This window comes from Enterobacter sp. SST3, assembly GCF_000286655.1.
Lineage (GTDB): Bacteria > Pseudomonadota > Gammaproteobacteria > Enterobacterales > Enterobacteriaceae > Enterobacter > Enterobacter roggenkampii.
In genome coordinates this window covers 57,657-80,861 of record NZ_ALNS01000030.1, presented here as the reverse complement: position 1 = coordinate 80,861, position 23,205 = coordinate 57,657, and the positions used below count along the sequence as shown (strand labels likewise).

General features: G+C 57.0%; 20 protein-coding genes and 2 pseudogenes. 13 read left to right on the top strand and 9 right to left on the bottom strand.

Annotated features, from left to right (window positions below):
- Window positions 1-227: 227 nt before the first annotated feature.
- The 3 genes from B498_RS23420 to B498_RS04255 all read left to right on the top strand — a co-directional run bounded on the left by B498_RS23420 (window position 228) and on the right by B498_RS04255 (window position 3,187).
- Window positions 228-512 (top strand): hypothetical protein, encoded by a 285-nt coding sequence (locus B498_RS23420; protein ID WP_050547800.1) that lies wholly within the window; start codon window positions 228-230, stop codon window positions 510-512.
- 29 nt (window positions 513-541) lie between these two features.
- Window positions 542-1,378: a collagen-like triple helix repeat-containing protein gene (locus tag B498_RS0121665; protein ID WP_102000883.1), complete on the top strand. Its 837-nt coding sequence runs from the start codon at window positions 542-544 to the stop codon at window positions 1,376-1,378.
- A gap of 90 nt (window positions 1,379-1,468) precedes the next feature.
- Window positions 1,469-3,187 (top strand): ShlB/FhaC/HecB family hemolysin secretion/activation protein, encoded by a 1,719-nt coding sequence (locus B498_RS04255; RefSeq protein WP_008502738.1) that lies wholly within the window; start codon window positions 1,469-1,471, stop codon window positions 3,185-3,187.
- On the opposite strand, the gene B498_RS04260 is transcribed toward B498_RS04255, so the two are convergent.
- Together B498_RS04260 and B498_RS22970 are read right to left on the bottom strand one after the other, a co-directional pair.
- Window positions 3,171-3,626: a 4Fe-4S dicluster domain-containing protein gene (locus tag B498_RS04260; protein ID WP_008502737.1), complete on the bottom strand. Its 456-nt coding sequence runs from the start codon at window positions 3,624-3,626 to the stop codon at window positions 3,171-3,173. The genes B498_RS04255 and B498_RS04260 overlap by 17 nt on opposite strands.
- Before the next feature lie 3 nt (window positions 3,627-3,629).
- A pseudogene (locus B498_RS22970) lies at window positions 3,630-3,821 on the bottom strand (IclR family transcriptional regulator C-terminal domain-containing protein); the annotation flags it as partial.
- 10 nt (window positions 3,822-3,831) lie between these two features.
- On the opposite strand from B498_RS22970, the pseudogene araD reads away from it, so the two are divergent.
- A pseudogene (gene araD, locus B498_RS22795) lies at window positions 3,832-3,912 on the top strand (L-ribulose-5-phosphate 4-epimerase); the annotation flags it as partial.
- An 87-nt stretch (window positions 3,913-3,999) separates the two neighbouring features.
- On the opposite strand, the gene B498_RS04265 reads toward araD, so the two are convergent.
- Window positions 4,000-4,740: a MipA/OmpV family protein gene (locus B498_RS04265; protein ID WP_008502736.1), complete on the bottom strand. Its 741-nt coding sequence runs from the start codon at window positions 4,738-4,740 to the stop codon at window positions 4,000-4,002.
- Between the two features lie 120 nt (window positions 4,741-4,860).
- Between B498_RS04265 and B498_RS04270 the strand changes: the two genes are divergently transcribed.
- Complete coding sequence (locus B498_RS04270) at window positions 4,861-5,823, top strand: LysR family transcriptional regulator (RefSeq protein ID WP_008502735.1); 963 nt, start codon at window positions 4,861-4,863, stop codon at window positions 5,821-5,823.
- Here B498_RS04270 and aldB read toward each other — a convergent pair.
- The 6 genes from aldB to B498_RS04300 all read right to left on the bottom strand — a co-directional run bounded on the left by aldB (window position 5,820) and on the right by B498_RS04300 (window position 12,972).
- Complete coding sequence (gene aldB / locus B498_RS04275; protein WP_008502734.1) at window positions 5,820-7,358, bottom strand: aldehyde dehydrogenase AldB; 1,539 nt, start codon at window positions 7,356-7,358, stop codon at window positions 5,820-5,822. The genes B498_RS04270 and aldB overlap by 4 nt on opposite strands.
- An 86-nt stretch (window positions 7,359-7,444) precedes the next feature.
- Complete coding sequence (selB, locus tag B498_RS04280) at window positions 7,445-9,292, bottom strand: selenocysteine-specific translation elongation factor (protein WP_008502733.1); 1,848 nt, start codon at window positions 9,290-9,292, stop codon at window positions 7,445-7,447.
- On the bottom strand, window positions 9,289-10,674 hold the full coding sequence (selA, locus tag B498_RS04285; RefSeq protein ID WP_008502732.1) for an L-seryl-tRNA(Sec) selenium transferase: 1,386 nt from the start codon (window positions 10,672-10,674) through the stop codon (window positions 9,289-9,291). The genes selB and selA overlap by 4 nt, the downstream gene beginning before the upstream one ends.
- 104 nt (window positions 10,675-10,778) lie before the next feature.
- Window positions 10,779-11,387, bottom strand: coding sequence for a glutathione S-transferase (locus B498_RS04290; protein WP_008502731.1), 609 nt, complete (start codon window positions 11,385-11,387; stop codon window positions 10,779-10,781).
- Window positions 11,388-11,476: 89 nt separating this feature from the next.
- A complete protein-coding gene (locus tag B498_RS04295; protein ID WP_008502730.1) occupies window positions 11,477-12,613 on the bottom strand; it encodes an HlyD family secretion protein in 1,137 nt (378 codons plus the stop codon).
- A gap of 2 nt (window positions 12,614-12,615) precedes the next feature.
- Window positions 12,616-12,972 (bottom strand): DUF3302 domain-containing protein, encoded by a 357-nt coding sequence (locus B498_RS04300; RefSeq protein ID WP_008502729.1) that lies wholly within the window; start codon window positions 12,970-12,972, stop codon window positions 12,616-12,618.
- Window positions 12,973-13,630: 658 nt separating this feature from the next.
- Between B498_RS04300 and B498_RS04305 the strand changes: the two genes are divergently transcribed.
- The 8 genes from B498_RS04305 to B498_RS04340 all read left to right on the top strand — a co-directional run bounded on the left by B498_RS04305 (window position 13,631) and on the right by B498_RS04340 (window position 23,199).
- Window positions 13,631-15,538 (top strand): PTS mannitol transporter subunit IICBA, encoded by a 1,908-nt coding sequence (locus B498_RS04305; protein ID WP_008502728.1) that lies wholly within the window; start codon window positions 13,631-13,633, stop codon window positions 15,536-15,538.
- Window positions 15,539-15,623: 85 nt separating this feature from the next.
- Window positions 15,624-16,787 carry a mannitol-1-phosphate 5-dehydrogenase gene (gene mtlD, locus B498_RS04310; protein ID WP_084831953.1) on the top strand — a complete coding sequence of 388 codons (1,164 nt, stop codon included), beginning with the start codon at window positions 15,624-15,626 and terminating at the stop codon, window positions 16,785-16,787.
- Window positions 16,784-17,374: a mannitol operon repressor MtlR gene (mtlR, locus tag B498_RS04315; protein WP_008502725.1), complete on the top strand. Its 591-nt coding sequence runs from the start codon at window positions 16,784-16,786 to the stop codon at window positions 17,372-17,374. The genes mtlD and mtlR overlap by 4 nt, the downstream gene beginning before the upstream one ends.
- 58 nt (window positions 17,375-17,432) lie before the next feature.
- The gene (locus B498_RS04320; protein ID WP_008502724.1) at window positions 17,433-17,795 is read left to right on the top strand and encodes a YibL family ribosome-associated protein; all 363 of its coding nucleotides are present in this window, start codon (window positions 17,433-17,435) and stop codon (window positions 17,793-17,795) included.
- A 271-nt stretch (window positions 17,796-18,066) separates the two neighbouring features.
- Window positions 18,067-19,722: an L-lactate permease gene (lldP, locus tag B498_RS04325; protein ID WP_008502723.1), complete on the top strand. Its 1,656-nt coding sequence runs from the start codon at window positions 18,067-18,069 to the stop codon at window positions 19,720-19,722.
- A complete protein-coding gene (lldR, locus tag B498_RS04330; RefSeq protein WP_008502722.1) occupies window positions 19,719-20,492 on the top strand; it encodes a transcriptional regulator LldR in 774 nt (257 codons plus the stop codon). Before lldP ends, lldR begins: the two co-directional genes overlap by 4 nt.
- The gene (gene lldD, locus B498_RS04335) at window positions 20,489-21,676 is read left to right on the top strand and encodes a quinone-dependent L-lactate dehydrogenase (protein ID WP_008502721.1); all 1,188 of its coding nucleotides are present in this window, start codon (window positions 20,489-20,491) and stop codon (window positions 21,674-21,676) included. The genes lldR and lldD overlap by 4 nt, the downstream gene beginning before the upstream one ends.
- 182 nt (window positions 21,677-21,858) lie before the next feature.
- Window positions 21,859-23,199, top strand: coding sequence for an MFS transporter (locus B498_RS04340; RefSeq protein WP_008502720.1), 1,341 nt, complete (start codon window positions 21,859-21,861; stop codon window positions 23,197-23,199).
- Window positions 23,200-23,205: the final 6 nt, after the last annotated feature.

Sequence of the window (23,205 nt, the reverse complement as noted above, 5' to 3'; positions counted from 1 at the left end):
CCATTGAGTTTTCTTAGGAATATTCCTTTAATTTAGGCTCGCTAACTACCCTCTCAATAATTAAGAAAAAATTAAATATGCTAACTTATTGTTATTTTAAATAACCCCCTTCAACGCAGCAAAATACCTCCCTGAGTCGCTTTCATGCATATTTAAAAATACTGCATATACTCACTAATACGCCGCTCGGCGTTCTTTTGCGTGGAGTATTCATATGCTACCTAATAATGTTAGTCGCATCAGCGCTATTGCTGTTGCGGTACTGCTCGCGTTCTCTCTTTCTGCCTGTAGTGGAAGCGGTGGCGGATCTCACTCAACGGCCAAAAATAACCCTGCGACGGGAAGCAGCAGCGGCTCAGATGATGGAAGTGGCACAACCGCGAGCAATGGCGGTTCGGGCAGCAACGGATCGGGCACCGGAACGGGTTCTGGTTCAGGGTCGGGATCAGGTTCAGGCTCAGGCTCAGGCTCAGGCTCAGGAGGCAGTGGAGGAACCACTACCGCAGGCGTAAATACGATACTGGGTGATGCCGGTAGAACCGTGACCAGCGTCGGATCCACTGTGGATAGCCTCGGAAGCCAGCTTCCGACAAATAATCCCGTCACGTCAACCGTCTCAACCACCGTCAGCGGTGTTGGCAGTGCCGTGTCCACCGTGGGGACAGGCGTCACGACTGGCGTTGGCGATCCAAACAACCCGAACGGTGTGGGTACCACGGTTAAAGGCGTGACCACGTCGGTCACCTCCCTCGGCAATACCGTTTCAACGGTAGGCACGGGCCTGGCGAGTTCCACTTCCGGAACCCCGGTCAGCGGCGTAACCGGCCTGACGGGCAGCGTGGTCAACAGCACCGGGCAACTGGTCAGTAACACCGGCACGGGTCTCACCAACACGGTAAGCAGCCCTGCTGTCACTCAGGTAACAACCGATACCACGACCCTGGCTAACAAGACGCTGGGCGGAGTACAAGGCGTGACGCAAACCGTAGGCACCACAACGGGTCTCGGCACACCGGTTAACGGTCTGCTGACCCAGGTGGGTGGCACCGTCAGCGGCGTGGGGACCGACATTAGCAGCAGCAATAGCGGGCTTAGCGGTGTCGGTCAGGTCGTTCAAAATGTCGGCCAGACGGTCACGGATAGCGGTACGCTAGTGAAACCCACATCAACCACCGGAGGCAGCGGCACAGGATCTCTGACGGCCGATGCCAATGTGACAGCCACAAACAATAGCCTGAGCACAACGGTCAATACCACCCTCAATACGCTGACTGCGGGTGTAACGGCCAATGCAGGCACAACCCAAAACACATCTACGACAAACCCGATTAACGGGCTCAACACGTTAACCTCGAGCCTACTGACGCCAAAACAGTAATCCTTTTACTGCCTGTCTGCGCCCCTGGTTCAGGGGCGCTTTATTCAGCGACATTTACCCCAACCGGGGATGACGAACAGGGATAGCGCGATGAAACACCACTTCCTTTTTTCGCTGACGGGGCTGGTTGTGCTGAGCATGGCCCGCGCCGATACTCTGCCCTCTATTATTAACCCCGATAACCCGGCGCAAGTTTCTCGTAACGTTGCCCCCGAACAGACTGAGGCCGCGCCGCAGCCGAACGTCAAAATAGAAAAACCGAAGTCAACGCTGACGCCTGAAACGCCTATTACCATTCATCACATTCAGTTTATTGGCGGCACGCGTTATCCCTTGAAGGAATTACTTCAGCCCTTCAGGCCTTACGCTGGAAAAACCGTGCCGCTAAAAACGCTTACGGGGCTGGTAAATGATATTACGGAACGCTATAAGGCCGACGGTTTTCCACTCTCTTATGCCTGGCTGCCCGATAATAATTTCCAGCAGGGCAATATTAAAATTGTTCTGGTTGAAGGCTATGTCGCTCATAGCGACATCACCAGTAATAACCCGCACATCGCCGAACGTCTTAAACGTTTGTCTGAAAAAATCATGGCGGAAAAACCGCTGTCTCAGGATACGTTCGATCGCTACAGCCAGCTGATGACGCGCACCCCGAACGTTCCGGTTACGGCTAACGCGCAGCTGCCAACCAATATCTATGGCGCGGCGGCGATGCAAATCACCGGTAATCAGGAGCGGAGCTGGAATATCGCTTCCACCATCGATACCCGTAAAGGGCAAGATTTAATGATGCTGAACGGCACGCTCAGCAACATGACAAGCTATGGCGATCAGCTTGGCGTGGCCACGCTTGTACCGTTAGATAGCAACACGCGAAAAAATTATGTCGGGCTCAACTGGCAGCAGTTTTTAAACGATGAAGGGCTGACCATGCAGCTAAAAGGCAGCTATTACCGTGAAGATCCGCGAGATTTTTCGCCCCTGCTCTCTTTGCCGAATAATATCAGCGTCGATTCGAAGCAAAAAACAACGCAATACAACGGCGGCGTGACGTTTGGCTACCCCCTGCTGCTGACGCAAAAATCACAAATTAATCTGACCAGCGGTTTTGATTACACCGACCGCCAGGATGATTATGCCCTGCAGGCAAGACTGCTGGGCAAAACCTATAGCCTGGACTCCGTCAACCAGCACGCGCGTTATCCCGCGCTGGAAGTGGGCATCAACGGTGCACATCAGTTCACAACCGCCAGCCTCAGCGGCCGACTCAACGTGCGTCAGGGTATGGATGCGATGGGAGCCGATATCGTCTCGGCTCCCAGGCCCGATATTAATTTTACGCTCACGAAAAGCTATCTGGACGCAGCCTGGCTGTTTGCCGATAAGTGGCGGCTATCAACGTCCTGGGAGGGGGACTGGTCAAACAACACGTTGCCAGAGCCCGAACGCGTTAGCTTCGGTGCCCAGCGGTTTGGCCGTGGATACCAGGACAGTGAAGCAAGCGGTGATTACGGCTATGGCGGGCAGGTAGAACTGCGCTATATCCAGATGCGAAAAGAGAGCACATGGCTTGCCACAATCCAGCCCTACATGCTGGCCGATACCGCGCAAACCTGGTTTAACACCTCCGGCTTGCCTCATCAGCGGCTCGGGTCAGTGGCGGCCGGCGTGATGGTAGGCGATACCCGCCACTATAGCATCACGGTTGAGGCGGCAAGACCCGTCGGGGATGTTCCGACAGACAGTCGCAACAGAGACTGGCGCTACAGTCTGACGTTTACGTGGAATTTCAATAAAATGCAGTAAGCCTTTCAGCCCGAATACTGGCAGGATCAACGCAGCGCAGCGCGTGGGTTGGACAGGCCTCCACGCAGGCCGGTCCGCCTTCGCGCTGCACACATAAATCACATTTCAGCGCTTGTGCCCTGCTTCCCACCAGCCGTACCTGCATCGCCCCAAACGGACAGGCGACCATGCAGCTTTTACAGCCAATACAGCGCGTCTGCTCAACAAGCCAGGCGCCTGCCGTAAGGCTGATGGCATGGGTTGGGCAGACATTGGCACATGGGGCGTCCTCGCACTGATGGCAACCCACCGCCGTAGTGTAGGCGTCCCCCTTCACCACCCGCAGGCTAGAGGTAAAAGCCTCTGCGGTGAAGTCATCCTGATGCGCGACCGCACAGGCCACTTCACAGGTGCGGCATCCGATGCATTTTCCCGCATCCGCCATGATAAATCGGTTCATCTGTTACGCCTCGCGTACGTTAAAACCCAGCTCTTTTGAGATCGCATACGGAACGCGGCCGTGGATATCAAACACCAGCTCATCATACATGGCGCTCAGTTCAGTGATGGTGTTCCGCGTCAAAGGTTAGATCTGTTCCTGATGGCCACACGCCATAAAGATCTTGCCCATTGCTGAGCAGTAGAGAGGCATATGCTAGCTGATTCAGATCCCGGTTATGCAGCAGGAACTGCTCGACAAGCATTATCTGCGTAAGCACGGGGCGAATGCCTACTACGGGCAGTGATCGGGCATTGAGATGGGCTTTAAGGAACAGCACTGCAGGCAAGATCGTAGGCCGGGTAAGGCAACGCCGCCACCCGGCTTTACCGCATCAGAAACGCCAGGTCAGGCCGGTCATCAGCGTGAAGCTGTCGTCGCGGTCGATCATCGGGCTGTTCTTCACGTCGTCAGGCAACACGGTGTAGACCGCGCTGGCGTTAAGATACAGCTTCTGGGTTAACTGATATTTAGCCGCCAGGCCAACGTATGGCGTCCAGCTGTCACCGGCGGTGTATTGCTCCAGTCCGGAGCGGCGAGACTCGCTACCGGATACGCCGTAGTAGTAGTCGTTATAGCTTTCGTCGCTGTAGAACACACCTACGGAAGGCGTCAGGGTCAGGCGCTCCATTTTGATCGGACGGAAGTACGATACTTCGCCGATCACGCCGCCGCTTTCATCCGTGGCATCACCAGAGACCGCCACTTTCAGCGATCCCCAGCTTTCGTGGCGGTAGTACGCCCCACCGAGGAAGGCGGATGCTTTACGCTCATCAAGCTGCTTCATCTGATGATCGTCGTTATCGTCAGGGTCGAAATGCAGCGGCATCCACGTTGCGGTCAGGCTCAATTCATTTTTTGCATCTTTCCACAGGATCCATCCGCCCGTGGTCTGACGAACGTAGAAACGATCGCCTTCGTAGCTAATCAACGGTACTGCGGTCGTATTTTCGTTATAGCCTTTGTAAGGAGACTCATTAAATACAGCCCCCGCACCAAGTGAAAATTCACCGGCCATGGCAGACGTTGATGCAAATAACGTGGCAGCGATCAGTAAATTGTATTTAATAGTCATTCCATGTAATCCATATATATGCCAAACAAGCGAGGCGCATAATAATGGTTACAAAATTGCCAATGCAACGCTGCGGTTTATATAATATTATATATAAAATCATATAGATGGGTGTGCATAATGAGTACATTACAGCTAAAACCACGCGAATTAAAAATTATCTCCGTCATTGCAGCCACCCACAGCATTGGTGATGCCGCCGCCCTGCTGGGTATGGCGCAGGCCAACGTCAGTAAATATCTGTCTGATTTTGAAACGCGGGTTGGGCTCAAGGTTTTTGAGCGCACCACGCGGCAGCTGGCCCTGACCCAGTTTGGTGAAGCGTTACTCCCCTACGTGAATGCCACGCTGGATAAGAACAGCCAGCTTGTTAATTTCATTGCTGATTATAAGCATGAAAAGCGCGGAAAAGTGACGATCTATGCCCCAACAGGTATCGTGACCTACCTCGCGCGACACGTTATCCATCAGATAGAAGACATCGGCGACATCCGCATCTCCCTGAAAACCTACAATCTGGACCGGAATGAATTTTCAGAAGGCGTTACCTTTCCGGATGACTGCGATATTTTAATTACCTATGCACAGCCGAAAGACGAAAGCCTGGTGGCCAGCGTGTTGACACAATATTCCGTTACGGCCTTCGCAACCGTAGAATATTTAAATAAACATCCCTTAACCGGACCTGAAGATTTAATTAATCACTCCTGTATTCTCATTGACTCCATGCTGGTCGATGAAGCCAACATCTGGCGTTTCCGCGTGCACGGCAGCGATGACGTGCATGACTACCGGGTGACCGGCAATTATATTTGCGACAATACGCAGACGGCCCTGGAACTGGCAAGAAATAATCTTGGGATTGTTTTTGCGCCAAAAGAGAGCCTGAAAAAAGAATTAACGAAAGGCATGCTGGTCCCCTGCTTCCCGCATCAGGAGGAGTGGTGGCTCGACCTGACCGCCATCTTCCGCAAACGCGAATACCAGCCCTGGCGCGTGCAATACGTTCTGGATGGCGTACTGAACTGCCTGCGCCAGCAAATCGCTCAGGCCGCCCACGGACGGCCTGAGCTGGGCGACTAGAATAGCCCCAGTGGCTTATCGGAATAGCTGACCAGCAGACATTTGGTCTGCTGGTAATGCTCCAGCATCATCTTGTGGGTTTCACGCCCGATGCCCGACTGCTTATAACCGCCAAATGCCGCGTGTGCCGGATAGGCGTGATAGCAGTTGGTCCAGACGCGCCCGGCCTGAATGCCGCGGCCCATTTTATAGGCCAGATTACCGTTGCGGCTCCAGACGCCTGCCCCCAGGCCATACGGCGTGTCGTTGGCAATCGCCAGCGCCTCCTCCATCGTTTTAAAGGTGGTCACGGCCAGCACCGGTCCGAAGATTTCCTCCTGGAAAACGCGCATGGTGTTCTGCCCGAACAGGATCGTCGGCTCAAGGTAATACCCGTCCTGCAGATCCCCTCCGAGCACCTTACGGCGTCCGCCGGTGAGAATATCCGCCCCCTCCTTCTTGCCGATGTCGATGTAGTTGAGGATCGTTTCCAGCTGTCCATGCGAGACCTGTGCCCCCATCTGGGTGACATTATCGAGCGGGTTACCGCTGCGGATAGACTCGACGCGGCGAATGGCCCGCTCCATAAAGCGCTCGTAGATGGATTCCTGCACCAGCGCGCGGCTTGGGCAGGTGCAGACTTCGCCCTGGTTAAACGCAAACAGCGCAAACCCTTCCAGGGCTTTATCGAAGAAGGCATCCTCTTCCTCCATCACGTCCTCGAAGAAGATGTTCGGGGATTTCCCGCCCAGCTCGAGGGTCACCGGAATGATGTTTTGCGTGGCGTACTGCATGATCTGCTGGCCCACCTCCGTCGACCCGGTAAACGCCACTTTGGCAATCCGTTTTGAGGTGGCCAGATATTCCCCTATCTCACCGCCCGCACCGTTGACCACGTTAATCACGCCCGGCGGCAGGAGATCGCCAACGATTTCCATCAGCAGCAGGACCGAGAGCGGGGTCAGACGCGCCGGTTTGAGCACAATACAGTTTCCGGCCGCCAGCGCGGGCGCCATTTTCCAGCTCGCCATCAGCAGCGGGAAGTTCCACGGAATAATTTGGCCTACTACCCCCAGCGGTTCGTGGAAGTGATACGCCACGGTGTCGCTGTCAACTTCGCTGATCCCGCCCTCCTGCGCGCGAATACAGGAGGCAAAATAGCGGAAGTGGTCGATAGCCAGCGGCACGTCAGCCGCCATCGTTTCCCGGATCGGCTTGCCGTTATCCCAGGTTTCCGCTGTCGCCAGCAGATCCAGATTTTGCTCCATCCGGTCGGCGATTTTGAACAGGATCGCCGCCCGGTCCTGCACGGAGGTGTGAGCCCATTTCTCTTTCGCTTTGTGCGCCGCATCCAGCGCCAGGTCGATATCACGCTTACCGGAGCTGGCAATCTCGCACAGCGGCTGGCCGGTAACCGGGGTCAGGTTGGAATAGTATTCGCCGTCGACGGGCGCGACCCAGTCGCCGCCAATAAAGTTGTCATAACGGGGCTTCAGCTTGAGGGGAAAACCATACTCGCCGGGCTGGATACGCGATGAGGGAGGATTGTTTGTCATGTCCGTCTCCTTGCTGTTGGTGTACAACAAGGGTAGTTCCGGCTGGCGATTTTCTCGCCAACCGGTAACGGTGTTTACGACGGAGGTCACGGAGTTTCAGGAAATAATAACGAATCGCGCAACAGATGATCGTTACCGCGACGGCGGGTAAAGCCGATGCGGTTGAAATACTCCAGGATCTGGATCGCCAGCTTACGGCCCACGTTCAGCCGATCGCGGAAATCCGCTGCGCAGGTCGAGCCGCGCGCCTGATCCAGCTCGCGGATCAGGTTGGCAAACGCCACGATGCGATCGTTACGGTAGTAACGATCTTTCACGATCGCGACGATTAGCCCCTGCTGCGCCGCATGGCGCAACACCTGGCGCATCACCTGCTCGTCGGTGTTGGTTTCGCGAGCCAGATCCCGAACCCACCACGGCTCATCGCCAAACAGCGGGGCTACTTTTTGCCATATCGCCTCCTGATCTGCGGTGAACCCGGCCTTGTGATCCGGCAGGTGCAGCCAGCCGTGGTGGCTTTTAATCACCCCGCTTTCGCGCATGTTTTCGATCAGCAGCAGCACCAGCGCATCGTCTTCCATCGGCAGCGCCATGCGTCGCAGACGCTCACGGCCCGGGCCTGGCTCGTCCTGATGCTGTTCGTGGTAAGTCGCAAGCGTGTTCAGTATCTTACGCTGCCATTGCGCAGCAACCGGGGCATTGAGCAGGCTGTCTCCGGCCTGTATAAAGCCCGGCTCCTGGGTCAGCTGGCGTAAGCCTTCCCCGCTCAGCTGGCGTGCCCATGCAAAATCACGCAGACTCACCGCCCCGCGATCGAGGTGCACCCGCAGCGCGGCGTTATCCTCTTTGGCCTGCGCCAGCGCGGCCAGCCACTGCAGATATTCCGGCTTACGCTTGCCGCGTCGAGGTGGGTTAAGCTCCACCACGCGCGCCCCCGCCAGCGTTTCCCTTGCAGAAATGTCACGCAGTACCAGACGATCGTTGTCTGCCAGCCAGAGCGGCGAATCGAATACCAGCTCGGCAAGGTCGTTTTCCAGCAGCGACACGCGCCCGGTGATATGGCTGGCCGCGTGGTGAATATGCAGCGGCTGCCATTGGGTCAACGGTATGTGTGTCTGCAGGGAGACAATCACGCGTTCAGACGGTTCCGGCGGAGCATCGGCCAGCAGCCAGTCTCCGCGGTTCAGCTGCTCTTTTTCCGCATCCCCGGCAATGTTCAGCGCGATACGTTGTCCGGCGTGGGCACGGTCAGCGGGCTGGTTTTGTGCGTGCAGTCCGCGCACGCGCATCGGTTTATTCACGCCCGTCAGCCAGAGGGTATCTCCCACGCTGACTTCACCGCTCAGCGCGGTGCCGGTTACGACCAGCCCCGCACCTTTTACCGTAAAGGCCCGGTCGATCGCCAGACGAAAGCGGTGATGGCTGGCGTGAGCGCGTGATGAAAGGTGCTGCAAATGGTGGCGAAGTTCGTCGATTCCACGCCCTTCTGTCGCCACGGTGACAAAAAGCGATGCGTCGGCAAAGCCATACTCCCGTAAGGTCGCCTGGACCGTTTCGCGCACCTCGCTGACGCGCGCGTCATCCACGCGATCGGCTTTGGTCAGCGCCACGGTCAGCTGCGGGTTGCCGGTCAACTGCAGGATCGCCAGGTGCTCGCGGGTTTGCGCCATCACGCCGTCATCGCAGGCCACCACCAGCAGGGCATGATCGATGCCGCCCACGCCCGCCAGCATGTTAGACAGAAACTTTTCATGCCCCGGCACATCAATAAAGCCCAGCACGCGGCCATCAGGCTGGGGCCAGTAGGCATAGCCCAGATCGATGGTCATGCCGCGCTTTTTCTCTTCCGGCAGGCGGTCGGCGTTTACGCCGGTAATCGCCTGCAGTAACGTGGTTTTTCCGTGGTCAACGTGACCGGCGGTGGCAATAATCATTTCAACAACATCTCCAGAAATCGCTCTTCATCTTCAAGGCAGCGCAGATCCAGCCACATTCGGCCGTCGTAAATCCGCCCGATAACCGGCGTCGGCAGGCCACGCCAGCGTGACGACAGGGCGTCAAGATGGCTACCGCGCCCGTCACGCGGCGTGAACGTCAGCGCCTCACTCGGCAGCCTGTCCACCGGCAGCGAACCGCTGCCAATCTGCGACTGGCAGGACTCAATGCGAACGTCAAAATCGGGGTAGTGAGGAGCGACGCGCGGCAGCAGTAATTCGGCCTGGGCGCGAATCGAGGCGGCATCGCGGCTTAACAGGCGCAGCGTGGGCAGGCGCTCAGCCAGTTTTTCCGGATGGAGATAGAGCCGCAGCGTCGCCTCCAGCGCGGCAAGCGTCATTTTATCGGCGCGCAGGGCGCGCTTGAGCGGATGCTGCTGCAGCTGCGCAATCAGCTCGCGCTTGCCCACGATAATCCCGGCCTGCGGCCCGCCCAGCAGTTTGTCGCCGGAAAAGCTGACCAGGCTAACGCCCGCCGCAATCATCTCTTGCGGCATCGGCTCTTTTGGCAGCCCGTACAGGCTCAGATCCACCAGCGAGCCGCTGCCGAGATCGGCAATCACCGGTATATTCAGTTCGCGCCCAATCGCCGCCAGCTCCGCCTCTTCAACCGTTTTGGTGAAGCCTTCAATATGGTAATTGCTGGTGTGAACCTTCATCAGCAGGGCGGTATTTTCATTCACCGCCGCGCGATAGTCTTTCGCATGGGTACGGTTAGTGGTACCCACCTCATGCAGCGTACAGCCCGCCTGGCGCATCACGTCAGGAATACGAAATGCCCCGCCAATTTCCACGAGCTCGCCGCGGGACACCACCACCTCTCTGCCGCTGGCGGTCGCCGCCAGCATCAGCAGCACCGCCGCCGCGTTATTATTCACAATGCAGGCATCTTCCGCGCCGGTCAGCTGGCACAGCAGCTCCGCCAGCGCGCGGTCGCGGTGCCCGCGTCCGGCGCCGTCCAGATCGTACTCCAGCGTTACGGGCGCTTGCATGGCCTGCACGACCGCGGCAACGGCCTCTTCCGCCTGCTGCGCGCGCCCCAGGTTGGTATGCAGCACGGTTCCGGTCAGGTTTATCACCGGGCGTAATGCGCTTTGCGCCTTCTCATCCAGCCGCTGTTCAACTTCCTGCTCCCACGCGCTACACCAGGCGGGCAAGGCGTTTTCTGCCTGAATCGCGCATCGGGCTTCGTCCTGAAGCAGGCGTAACATTTCCACCGTCGCGGTATGGCCGAAACGCTCAGCAACAGCATGAATGCGGGGTTCGCGAAGAAGACGGTCGGTAGCGGGGATCTGGCTGTACAGCGAATGATGAGTAGTCATGAAGGCGCCTGGCGAGTAAATATCTTCCCCCCTCCCGACGGGAGAGGGAGTTAACATGTGGGGGGGATTGTACCGCCTCCGACGGCGAAGTGTTATAACCCGCGTCAAGCCTTTGGTGGTTCGGTACGGGCAAAGCTCTCGCGGCTAAACAGCGTGTCTGCAAGCTTCACCAGCAGCGGACGGTCGACGCACCAGCCCGGGGAGACGTGGCGGAAGTTGAGATAACCAATCGCGCAGGCGATGGCGATGGTCCCCAGGTTCAGGCTGTCGGTGTCGATCTTTCCCTCCCGGATAAGCTGTTCACACCTGTCCAGGCTGCGGCTGATTTTTTCCCGCTGGCGTAACAGTTCCGTTTCCGACTGCTGGGCAGCGGGCCTTGCCTGTTCCCGTACGGAGGTTAATGCCGCATCCATAATACCGTCGGCCAGGGCTTCGACCTGCTTCACCGCCAGCGCCGCTTTTGGGTCAGCAGGCAGCATAGCCGGGGCAACGCCCAGCAGCTCAATGTACTCGGCAATAATTGGGGAATCGAACCAGTACTCGCCCTCGTCCGTGACCAGCGCCGGGACTTTTCCCAGCGGGTTGTACTGCGCAACGCCGTTTTCCGCGTTGTAAGGCTGTTCATTCACAAATTCAAATTCAATCCCCTTCTCCAGCAGGAGAATCGAGATTTTTCGCACGAAGGGACTGGTGTAGCTGCCGATGAGTTTCATTGCCTGATCCTTAATGCCGGAAAAAAGTCAGTATGGATCAAGCGATGAAAAAAGGGCAGGTCTGCATGTCGCATTCCTGCCCTGAAGGATTAGTGATCGAGGTAGAGGTAGTGCATCCAGCTGGTCATACGCAGCAGTACTTTACGCATGACCGAGACGTGAGCGAAGTGGTCCGAATAGACCGCCACCTGGGCATAGATACCGTCCGGCAGGGCATCGACTTCAGCGTCAGGGCTCAGCTCGATGATGGCCTGCACGCCATCCGTGCCCGGCGTGACCGTCAGAGACTGGAGCGCACCCTGCGCCTGATAGGTTCCCCCCGGCACCACCGGCAGAATTGCGGTGAGCTTCCCGGAGAATACCTGGCCCGGCAGGGCGTTAAACACCACTTCCGCTTCATCGCCCGGTTTCAGACGCAGCAGCGAGTTCTGGCGGAACTGGGCCACAATCTGACGCTTCTGTTCAGGAATGAAGACCATCACCGGACGCAGAGGCAGCGCGGCGGCATAGGTCCCCGGACGGATCAGCACCTGGGTGATGTAACCATCGCTCGGCGCACGCACTACGGTCTGGTCCAGGTTATATTTGGCTTCGGCAAGCTGGGCACGTAACGAAGCAATCTGTGACTGCTCGCCGTTCACCATGCTGTCTAACTGGCTTTGGATCTGCACCTGTTCAGCCACGGAGCCTTTCACCAGCGCATCCTGTGCCAGATAGTTCTGCCGCGCGTTGTCGATATCGCTTTCAGAGAACGGATTCACCTTCGCCTGGCTGCCTTTCAGGTAGCGCTGATAATCTTTATAGAGGCGATCGCGTTCAGCGGAGACGCGCGTGGTATTGGCAACGGCTTCCGCCAGCTGCGCCTTCAGATTATCGATATTGTGCGTCGCGGTCACCAGGTCGGCCTGAAGTCTGTCGACCCGCGCCTGATAGCGGCCTGGATCCAGTTTAAATAACACTTCGCCTTTTTTAATTAGCTGGTTATTTTTATCCGTGACTTCACTGACCACACCGGTCACCTGCGGCGTGATTGGAATAGAAATAACCGCTTTTTGCGCCGTAAAGGTATACGGATGGTTATAGTTCATTAACAGAATAAGTCCGGCAACAATAAATACGCCGCCTAATGTTGCGGTGGCAAGCGTCCACTGGTTGACCGGAATACGGAATATTTTAAAAATGGCCCAGGCAAATGCCACGTAGGTCAAAATAATCAACAGATCCATGATTAGCGCTCCAGCGTGTTCTTATCAGCAGTGGGCTGTACTGCAGCCAGCTTTTGTTCGAGTTCCGCCACGCGTTTGGCCAGCGCATCCATGCCCGGAACTTCATCAGGCTTTGTGATGTGGTTTTGCATGCCCCAGCCGCGATCTTCGCGGTACAGCGTGGCCCAAATCCACAGGAATGGCCAGATGGCATGGAGTGTAAACAGGCTAATCCAGCCTGCCGTATGAATGGCATCGGCATGCGGATGGTTACGCTTTTTGGCCATATTATAAGGAATATCATGGATGGCGATGATTCCGTAAAAGAGAACCAGAAATACAAAAATCAATACGCCCAGCGCAAAATAGTTGAGAAACATATTCTCCTCACTTAAACAACGTCAACTCATTAAATTAATAAAACGGTACGCAACCTAATTAATTTTTTTATAAACACGGGGATGTGCTTACTATTTCCGAGCCGGGGAGTATGAGTTTTTATAATATCTCCATGCAAGTTTATAAGCGTGTCAAAATATATCCTGAATAATAATAGACTTAACCTTACAATATGAGCGTAATCCACCTTTTAACTTTTCGCCATACCACACATCAAAAGTGGTTTTTTAGCTTATCGTGTCGTGCCATATCATCCTGGCGCTGAAACGCGAAGCAGAGTTTGCCGCCGATCACAGCCGGAGAAATCTGCATAAAAATATTTTGTGAAATCAGTCACAATCCAGAAACAAACTCGTCATGACAAAACGTGACGGTAATCACACAAAGGGGTGGATTTTGCTTTTTTTCTCGCCATCGTATTTTTTTTGCCCACTTATTTTGTGATTGAGATCACTTCATTGACATCCCTACCCCCTGCCTTTACGTGACACGCATCACATAAATTTTCCCTGTCTGGACAGTTGAACGATTCAGTGCCAGATTTCACAGCATCAGAACAGGGCCCGGCTACCTCTGCCGCCTCATTAACAATAAACCTCGGGCCATAAGCCTAAGCGTAAACAGAAGAAGGGGTGTTTTATGTCATCCGATTTCAAGATCAAAGTTCAAAGCTTTGGTCGTTTCCTCAGCAACATGGTGATGCCAAATATCGGCGCGTTTATCGCGTGGGGTATCATCACTGCATTGTTCATTCCGACAGGGTGGTTGCCTAACGAAACGCTGGCGAAACTTGTTGGCCCAATGATTACCTATCTCCTGCCGCTGCTCATCGGTTTCACCGGGGGTCGTCTGGTGGGCGGTGACCGTGGTGGCGTCGTGGGTGCCATCACAACCATGGGTGTTATCGTCGGTGCGGATATGCCGATGTTCCTCGGTGCGATGATTGCCGGTCCTCTGGGCGGTTGGGCGATTAAGAAATTCGACGTCTGGGTTGATGGTAAGATCAAATCCGGCTTCGAAATGCTGGTGAACAACTTCTCTGCGGGCATCATCGGGATGATCCTCGCCATTCTGGCGTTCCTCGGCATTGGCCCTGCGGTTGAAGTGCTGTCTAAAGTTCTGGCGGCAGGCGTAAACTTCATGGTGGCGCATGAGATGCTGCCGCTGGCGTCGATCTTCGTTGAACCGGCGAAAATCCTGTTCCTTAACAACGCCATCAACCACGGTATCTTCTCGCCGCTGGGTATTCAGCAGTCACACGATCTCGGCAAGTCCATCTTCTTCCTGATTGAAGCCAACCCGGGTCCGGGTATGGGCGTACTGCTGGCGTACATCTTCTTTGGCCGTGGCAGCGCAAAACAGTCTGCTGGCGGTGCGGCGATCATCCACTTCCTGGGCGGTATCCACGAAATTTACTTCCCATACGTGCTGATGAACCCACGTCTGATCCTGGCCGTTATCCTCGGCGGTATGACCGGCGTGTTCACGCTGAGCGTGCTGGGCGGCGGTCTGGTTTCTCCGGCCTCTCCGGGTTCTATCCTGGCGGTACTGGCGATGACGCCAAAAGGCGCTTATTTCGCGAACCTCGCAGCTATCTTTGCGGCAATGGCCGTCTCCTTCGTGGTCTCTTCTATCCTGCTGAAAACCAGCAAGGTGAAAGAAGATGATGACATCGAAGCCGCAACCCGTCGTATGCACGACATGAAAGCCGAATCCAAAGGCGCAACGCCACTGGCAGCAGGTGATGTTTCTAACGACCTGAGCCACGTGCGTAAAATCATCGTTGCCTGCGACGCCGGTATGGGTTCCAGCGCAATGGGTGCAGGCGTGCTGCGTAAGAAAGTGCAGGATGCAGGCCTGACCAACATCTCCGTGACCAACAGCGCCATTAACAGCCTGCCGCCGGATGTTGACCTGGTGATCACGCACCGCGATCTGACCGAACGCGCCATGCGCCAGGTGCCGCAGGCACAGCACATTTCGCTGACCAACTTCCTCGACAGCGGCCTGTACACCAGCCTGACCGAACGTCTGGTTGCCGCGCAGCGTCACGAAGACAACGAAGTGAAAGTGCGCTCCAGCCTGCAGGACAGTTTTGACGAGAGCAACACCCACCTGTTTAAGCTGGGTGCGGAAAACATCTTCCTCGGTCGTACCGCGGCCACCAAAGAAGACGCGATTCGCTTTGCCGGTGAGCAGCTGGTGAAAGGCGGCTACGTTCAGCCTGAATATGTCGACGCGATGCTGGAACGCGAAAAACTGACGCCAACCTATCTGGGCGAATCCATCGCGGTGCCGCACGGTACGGTTGAAGCGAAAGATCGCGTCCTGAAAACCGGCGTCGTATTCTGTCAGTACCCGCAGGGCGTGCGCTTCGGTGAAGAAGAAGATGACATCGCCCGTCTGGTAATTGGTATCGCCGCTCGCAACAACGAGCACATTCAGGTGATTACCAGCCTGACCAACGCGCTGGATGATGAAACGGTTATTGAGCGTCTGGCGAACACCACCAGTGTTGAAGAAGTTCTGGCTCTGCTTAACAAATAACGGTACTCCTCCCTCTCCCCCCGGGGAGAGGGCTAGGGTGAGGGGAAAACGTTCCTCACCCCAGCCCTCTCGGGTAAAAACATTGATGAAGGTTAACACTATGAAAGCATTACATTTTGGCGCAGGTAATATCGGTCGTGGTTTTATCGGTAAACTGCTGGCAGACGCGGGCATTACCCTGACATTCGCCGATGTGAATCAGGTCGTCCTGGATGCCCTGAATGCCCGTCATAGCTATCAGGTCCATGTGGTGGGCGAAAACGAGCAGGTTGAGACAGTATCTGGCGTCAACGCGGTCAGCAGCATCGGCGACGACGTTATTGACCTTATCGCCAGCGTCGATCTGGTCACCACCGCCGTGGGCCCGGTTGTGCTTGAGCGCATCGCCCCTGCGGTCGCGAAAGGCCTGGCAAAACGTAAAGCGCAGGGTATCGACACCCCGCTGAACATCATCGCCTGTGAAAACATGGTGCGCGGCACCACGCAGTTGAAAGGCCACGTTCTCAACGCTGTGGCAGATGAAGACAAAGCCTGGGTGGAAGCGCACGTAGGGTTTGTGGATTCCGCCGTGGACCGCATCGTTCCGCCGTCAGAATCTGCCACCAACGACCCGCTGGAAGTGACCGTGGAAACCTTCAGCGAGTGGATCGTTGATAAAACCCAGTTTAAAGGCGACTTGCCTACTATTCCGGGAATGGAATTAACCGATAACCTGATGGCATTTGTCGAACGCAAACTCTTCACGCTGAACACCGGGCATGCTATAACCGCGTACCTCGGAAAATTGGCCGGTCATCAGACCATTCGTGATGCGATCCTCGATGAGAAGATCCGCGCGGTGGTAAAAGGGGCAATGGAAGAGAGCGGCGCGGTGCTGATCAAACGCTACGGTTTTGATGGTGAGAAACACGCAGCATACATCCAGAAAATCCTCGGTCGCTTTGAAAACCCGTATCTGAAAGATGACGTTGAGCGCGTGGGCCGCCAGCCGCTGCGTAAGCTGAGCGCGGGCGACCGCCTGATTAAGCCGCTGCTGGGCACGCTGGAATACGGTCTGCCGCACGCCAACCTGGTGAAAGGAATTGCCGCCGCGATGCACTACCGCAGCGAGCAGGATCCACAGGCGCAGGAACTGGCTCAGCTGATTGATACCCAGGGCGCGCAGGCTGCGCTGGCGCAGATTTCCGGTCTGGACGCCAACAGCGACGTGGTTGTGGAGGCGGTTAACGCATACAACGCAACCAAATGATGCAGAATGCGGCGCAGGTAATCCTGCGCCCTGATTACAGATTGTCAGATATGCAGGCAATAATGGAACAAACCCAGGCCTTTGAAAATCGTGTGCTTGAGCGTCTGAATGCTGGCAAAACCGTACGAAGTTTCCTGATTGCCGCCGTCGAGCTGTTAACCGAGGCGGTGAATATCCTGGTGCTTCAGGTGTTTCGCAAAGACGACTACGCGGTAAAATATGCTGTAGAACCGTTACTGGACGGAGACGGACCGCTGGGCGATCTATCCGTGCGTCTGAAGCTGATTTATGGTCTTGGCGTGCTGAACCGACAAGAGTATGAAGATGCGGAGCTGCTAATGGCGCTGCGCGAAGAGCTCAACCATGACGGTAACGAATACACCTTTACCGACGATGAGATCCTGGGGCCGTTCGGCGAGCTGCACTGCGTCACCGCGCTCCCTCCGGCACCGCAGTTTGATAACAGCGACCCGGAGCTCTACGCGATGCAAAAGCTGCGTTATCAACAGGTTGTCCGTTCTACGATGGTCCTTTCCCTGACTGAGCTGATTTCCCGAATCAGCTTAAAAAAAGCGTTTCAGAAGTAAGCCTGCTCACATTGGTGTATCCTTCCCTGTAAATTCCCCGTTTTCAGAGTTATTTGTCATGAAAGAAGTCGAAAAGAACGAAATTAAACGCCTGAGCGACCGCCTGGATCTCATCCGTCATCAGATGGCGGGCCTGTCGCTGGTCGATTCCGCCGAGAAATATGCCGAGCTTGAAAAAGAGACCGCAAAGCTGGAAGCGGAGATTGAGCGCCTGCGCGAGGTCAAAGGCCAGAAGCTGAGCAAAGAAGCGCAGAAGCTGATGAACATGCCGCACCGCCGCGCGATCACCAAAAAAGAGCAGGCCGACATGGGCAAGCTGAAGAAAAGCGTCCGTGGTCTGGTGGTGGTTCACCCGATGACCGAGCTTGGCCGCGAAATGGGCCTGAAAGAGATGACGGGCTTTTGTAAGACCGCGTTTTGATTTCATGCCGGGTGGCGCTGCGCTTACCCGGCCTACTCTTTTCCCCTTCGCGTGAATTGGTCCAACCAATAGCGCAATCAATCCTCCCCCGGTTCACAATTCCATTATTTCCGCTCACAAAACCATTGCTAGCTCATAACATCTGGTTAACCATTCATTGTCATTAACCCTACAACACAACATTGGCAGGACCACTTTTACACAGACTGTGACGCAGAGATGAGCGGAGACTCACCCGCAGCGCAGGCTGTCTGGTCCCCAGGAGACCTGCATGAGCCTCTGGCAACAAAACTACGACCCGGCCGGAAATATCTGGCTGTCGAGCCTGATCGCATCGCTGCCGATCCTGTTCTTCTTCTTTGCGCTGATTAAGCTCAAGCTGAAGGGCTACCTTGCCGCGACGTACACCGTCGCCATCGCCCTGCTGGTGGCGCTGTTCTTCTACAAGATGCCGGTCGATCGCGCGTTGGCCTCCGTCGTCTACGGTTTCTTCTACGGCCTGTGGCCGATTGCGTGGATCATCATCGCGGCGGTCTTCGTCTATAAAATCTCGGTGAAAACCGGGCAGTTTGACATCATCCGCTCGTCGATTCTCTCCATCACGCCGGACCAGCGCCTGCAGATGCTGATTGTCGGCTTCTCCTTTGGGGCGTTTCTGGAAGGCGCGGCAGGCTTTGGCGCACCGGTGGCGATCACCGCCGCGCTGCTGGTGGGGCTGGGCTTTAACCCGCTGTATGCCGCGGGCCTGTGCCTGATTGTGAACACCGCGCCGGTGGCGTTTGGCGCGATGGGTATTCCGATTCTGGTCGCGGGCCAGGTGACCGGTCTGGACAGCTTTGAGATTGGCCAGATGGTTGGCCGCCAGCTGCCGTTCCTGACCATTATCGTCCTCTTCTGGATCATGGCGGTTATGGACGGCTGGCGCGGCGTGAAGGAGACCTGGCCTGCGGTGATGGTGGCGGGCGGTTCGTTCGCGATTGCCCAGTACCTCAGCTCGAACTTCCTTGGCCCGGAGCTGCCGGACATCATCTCTTCGCTGGTGTCGCTGGTCTGCCTGACGCTGTTCCTGAAACGCTGGCAGCCGGTCCGTATTTTCCGCTTCGCAGACATGGGCGCTTCGCAGGTCGATCAAACGCTGGCCCGCACCGGCTACACCGCAGGCCAGGTGATCCGCGCCTGGTCGCCGTTCCTGTTCCTGACCGCCACGGTTACGCTGTGGAGCATCCCGCCGTTTAAAGCCCTGTTCGCCCCGGGCGGCGCGCTGTACGACATGGTCATTAACGTTTCGGTGCCGTTCCTCGACAAGATGGTCGCCCGTATGCCGCCGGTGGTGCACGCCGCCACGCCGTATGCCGCGGTCTATAAATTCGACTGGTTCTCCGCCACCGGGACCGCCATCCTGTTTGCCGCTATTCTTTCCGTGGTGTGGCTGCGCATGAAGCCTGCGGCTGCGGTACAGACCTTTGCGGCGACCGTTAAAGAGCTGATGCTGCCGATCTACTCCATCGGCATGGTGCTGGCGTTCGCGTTTATCTCGAACTACTCCGGCCTGTCATCAACGCTGGCACTGGCGCTGGCCCATACCAGCCACGCCTTCACCTTCTTCTCGCCGTTCCTCGGCTGGCTGGGGGTGTTCCTGACCGGTTCCGATACCTCGTCTAACGCCCTGTTTGCCGCGCTGCAGGCCACGGCGGCCCAGCAGATTGGCGTGTCGGACGTCCTGCTGGTGGCCGCAAATACCACCGGCGGCGTGACCGGGAAAATGATCTCCCCACAATCCATCGCCATTGCCTGTGCGGCGGTGGGACTGGTCGGTAAAGAGTCGGATCTGTTCCGCTTTACCGTGAAACACAGCCTGATATTCACCTGCATGGTCGGGGTGATCACCACCCTGCAGGCCTATGTCTTAACCTGGATGATCCCATGATAGTGATGCCCAGACGCCTGTCCGACGAGATTGCCTCTCGCGTGCGGGCGCTGATTGAAGAACAACAGCTGGAAGCGGGCATGAAGTTGCCCGCCGAACGCCAGCTCGCCGCCCAGCTTGGCGTGTCGCGCAACTCACTGCGCGAGGCGCTGGCGACGCTGGTCAGCGAAGGGGTGCTGGTGAGCCGTCGCGGCGGCGGCACCTTTGTACGCTGGCAGCATGACGACTGGTCCGAGCAAAACATCGTTCAGCCGCTGAAAACGCTGATGGAGAACGACCCGGACTACAGCTTCGACATCCTTGAAGCGCGTCACGCCATCGAAACCAGTACCGCCTGGCACGCGGCCATGCGGGCAACCGACGCCGATAAAGAGAAACTCATCGCCTGCTTTGAGGCCACGCAAAGCCGCGACCCGGATATCGCCTCCCAGGCGGACGTGCGCTTTCACCTGGCGATTGCCGAGGCGTCGCACAACGTGGTGCTGCTCCAGACCATGCGCGGGTTCTTCGACCTGCTGCAATCCTCCGTGAAGCAGAGCCGCCAGCGGATGTATCTGGTTCCGCCGGTGTTTGCCCAGCTGACCGAACAACACGAGGCGGTGCTCAACGCCATTCTGGCCGGTGATGCCGAGGCCGCACGCAAAGCGATGATGGCGCATCTCGGTTTCGTGCACACCACGATTAAACGATTCGATGAAGACCAGGCCCGACAGGCGCGTATTACCCGTCTGCCTGGCGACAGTGATATTTCCAGGGAGAACAAAGCATGATTATTTCAGCAGCCAGTGACTATCGCGCCGCGGCGCAGCGCATTTTGCCCCCGTTCCTGTTCCACTATATTGACGGCGGGGCATATGCCGAATACACCCTGCGCCGCAACGTGGAAGACCTGTCGGAGGTGGCGCTGCGCCAGCGCGTGCTGAAGAATATGTCTGACCTCAGCCTTGAGACGAAACTGTTCAACGAAACGCTCTCCATGCCGGTCGCGCTCGCACCTGTCGGCTTATGCGGCATGTACGCCCGCCGTGGTGAAGTGCAGGCCGCCGCCGCGGCGGATGCCAAAGGCATTCCGTTTACCCTCTCTACCGTCTCGGTCTGCCCGATTGAAGAGGTCGCCCCGACCATCAAGCGCCCGATGTGGTTCCAGCTGTACGTCCTGCGGGATCGCGGCTTTATGCGTAACGCGCTGGAGCGCGCCAAAGCGGCGGGCTGCTCCACGCTGGTCTTTACCGTTGATATGCCGACCCCCGGCGCGCGCTATCGTGACGCCCACTCCGGCATGAGCGGCCCGAACGCTGCGCTCCGTCGTTACTGGCAGGCGGTAACGCATCCACAGTGGGCGTGGGACGTCGGCCTGAACGGTCGTCCACACGATCTGGGGAATATCTCGGCGTATCTGGGTAAACCCACCGGGCTGGAGGATTACATCGGCTGGCTGGCAAACAACTTCGATCCGTCCATCTCCTGGAAAGACCTGGAGTGGATCCGCGAATTCTGGGATGGCCCGATGGTGATCAAGGGGATCCTCGACCCGGAAGATGCCCGCGATGCGGTCCGCTTTGGCGCAGACGGGATTGTGGTTTCTAACCACGGCGGCCGCCAGCTCGACGGGGTGCTCTCCTCCGCCCGCGCCCTGCCGGCCATTGCCGATGCGGTGAAAGGCGATATTGCCATCCTGGCCGACAGCGGGATCCGCAACGGGCTGGACGTGGTGCGCATGATTGCACTGGGTGCCGACAGCGTGCTGCTGGGGCGCGCGTATCTGTACGCCCTGGCGACGGCGGGCCAGGCGGGCGTGGCGAATCTGCTTAACCTGATCGAAAAAGAGATGAAGGTAGCGATGACGCTGACCGGTGCAAAAACGATTAGCGAAATCAGCAGGGATTCTCTGGTTCAGGAGTTAAGCAAATTACCGGCAGCGCTGGCTCCGCTTGCTCAGGGAAACGCGGCCTGAATTACCCCACGTTAACATCTCTTCTCATGCGTCCGATCTCCCCCTCGGGCGCTTTTTTATGCCAAAAATAACATCCAGATAACATATTGGATAAGAAAATTTGACATCTACCTGTCGCCCGCAATTGTATAGACAAGCAAAGACAAGAACACAAAAACAACATCACATCAGAGGGGGAGCGTATGACCTATTCAGGTAAGGTGGATATTCAGCAGGTGATCGACGACAGCCGCTTTTCAGGGTTTCACTGGCTGCTCATTGTGCTGGGCTTTCTGGTTCTGGCGATCGATGGCTTTGATACGGCTGCAATGGGCTACATCGCGCCCACGCTGTCGGCAGAATGGGGGATCCATAAGCAGGATCTGGGGCCGGTGCTGAGCGCGGCGCTGCTGGGGCTGTCGTTGGGCGCGCTGATCGCCGGTCCGGTATCGGACCGGATGGGACGCAAGCGCGTGCTGGTCTTCTCCTGCCTGTTCTTCGGCCTCGCGAGCCTGGGGACGGCCTGGGCGCAAAGCCTGAATACCCTGACGCTGTGGCGCTTCCTGACCGGCCTGGGGCTCGGTGCCGCCATGCCGAACGCCATTACGCTGATCTCCGAGTTTGCCCCCCAGCGCTGTCGCGCGATGGCGATCAATACCATGTACTGCGGCTTCCCTCTGGGTGCGGCGGGCGGCGGCGCGATCTCGTCCTGGCTGATTCCCCACCACGGCTGGCGAAGCGTGCTGCTGACCGGCGCAATTGCGCCGCTGGTTTTAACGCTGCTGCTGGCGCTGCTTTTACCGGAGTCGGTGAAGTTTCTGGTGCAGCGCGGGAAAGACATCATGCAGGTCCGCCGTATCGCCAGCCGGTTCTCGCGCAGCACGCTGGAGGGCGTCACGGGCTTTTTCCTGGCGGAGGAGAAGGTCGCGTCGAAAAAAGGGAGCGTGTCGCAGCTGTTTTCCATGCCCTGGCTACCCGGCACCCTGATGCTGTGGGTGACCTATTTTATGGGGCTGGTGATTTACTACGTCCTGCTGAGCTGGATGCCGACGCTGATGCAGGGGATGGGCTATGCGCTGGCGGAATCCGCATGGCTGACTTCGCTGTTCACCTTCGGCGGTACCGCAGGCATTCTGCTCGCAGGCTGGATGATGGACCGCTGGGAAGCGCACAGGGTGGTCGCGGGCGGGTTTATCCTGACGATGGGCCTTATTCTGTTACTGGGCATTGAGCATAACCATATCGCCCTGTTTGGCGGGCTGATCTTCCTGATGGGGATCGCGATGAACGGTGCGCAGTCGGGCATGCAGACCCTGGCCGCCACCTTTTATCCCACCGAGTGCCGCGCGACGGGCATCGCCTGGATGCAGGGCATCGGCCGCTTTGGCGGCGTGGCGGGAACCATGACCAGCGCCCAGCTTCTTTCCATGCAGTGGCAGGCGGACAGTATTTTAATGATCCTCAGCGTGCCCGCCCTGCTGGCCGCGGCGGCAACCGTCTACAAAATGCTGTACAGCCGCTCGCAGGAACCCGGCGTCGCGTAGTTCCTC

Bases quoted from the DNA above. Each gene is read 5' to 3' on its own strand.
- B498_RS23420 (WP_050547800.1), top strand. From the start codon at position 228: ATGTTAGTCGCATCAGCGCTATTGCTGTTGCGGTACTGCTCGCGTTCT.
- B498_RS04255 (WP_008502738.1), top strand. From the start codon at position 1,469: ATGAAACACCACTTCCTTTTTTCGCTGACGGGGCTGGTTGTGCTGAGC.
- B498_RS04260 (WP_008502737.1), bottom strand. From the start codon at position 3,626: ATGAACCGATTTATCATGGCGGATGCGGGAAAATGCATCGGATGCCGC.
- B498_RS04265 (WP_008502736.1), bottom strand. From the start codon at position 4,740: ATGACTATTAAATACAATTTACTGATCGCTGCCACGTTATTTGCATCA.
- B498_RS04270 (WP_008502735.1), top strand. From the start codon at position 4,861: ATGAGTACATTACAGCTAAAACCACGCGAATTAAAAATTATCTCCGTC.
- aldB (WP_008502734.1), bottom strand. From the start codon at position 7,358: ATGACAAACAATCCTCCCTCATCGCGTATCCAGCCCGGCGAGTATGGT.
- selB (WP_008502733.1), bottom strand. From the start codon at position 9,292: ATGATTATTGCCACCGCCGGTCACGTTGACCACGGAAAAACCACGTTA.
- selA (WP_008502732.1), bottom strand. From the start codon at position 10,674: ATGACTACTCATCATTCGCTGTACAGCCAGATCCCCGCTACCGACCGT.
- B498_RS04290 (WP_008502731.1), bottom strand. From the start codon at position 11,387: ATGAAACTCATCGGCAGCTACACCAGTCCCTTCGTGCGAAAAATCTCG.
- B498_RS04295 (WP_008502730.1), bottom strand. From the start codon at position 12,613: ATGGATCTGTTGATTATTTTGACCTACGTGGCATTTGCCTGGGCCATT.
- B498_RS04300 (WP_008502729.1), bottom strand. From the start codon at position 12,972: ATGTTTCTCAACTATTTTGCGCTGGGCGTATTGATTTTTGTATTTCTG.
- B498_RS04305 (WP_008502728.1), top strand. From the start codon at position 13,631: ATGTCATCCGATTTCAAGATCAAAGTTCAAAGCTTTGGTCGTTTCCTC.
- mtlD (WP_084831953.1), top strand. From the start codon at position 15,624: ATGAAGGTTAACACTATGAAAGCATTACATTTTGGCGCAGGTAATATC.
- mtlR (WP_008502725.1), top strand. From the start codon at position 16,784: ATGATGCAGAATGCGGCGCAGGTAATCCTGCGCCCTGATTACAGATTG.
- B498_RS04320 (WP_008502724.1), top strand. From the start codon at position 17,433: ATGAAAGAAGTCGAAAAGAACGAAATTAAACGCCTGAGCGACCGCCTG.
- lldP (WP_008502723.1), top strand. From the start codon at position 18,067: ATGAGCCTCTGGCAACAAAACTACGACCCGGCCGGAAATATCTGGCTG.
- lldR (WP_008502722.1), top strand. From the start codon at position 19,719: ATGATAGTGATGCCCAGACGCCTGTCCGACGAGATTGCCTCTCGCGTG.
- lldD (WP_008502721.1), top strand. From the start codon at position 20,489: ATGATTATTTCAGCAGCCAGTGACTATCGCGCCGCGGCGCAGCGCATT.
- B498_RS04340 (WP_008502720.1), top strand. From the start codon at position 21,859: ATGACCTATTCAGGTAAGGTGGATATTCAGCAGGTGATCGACGACAGC.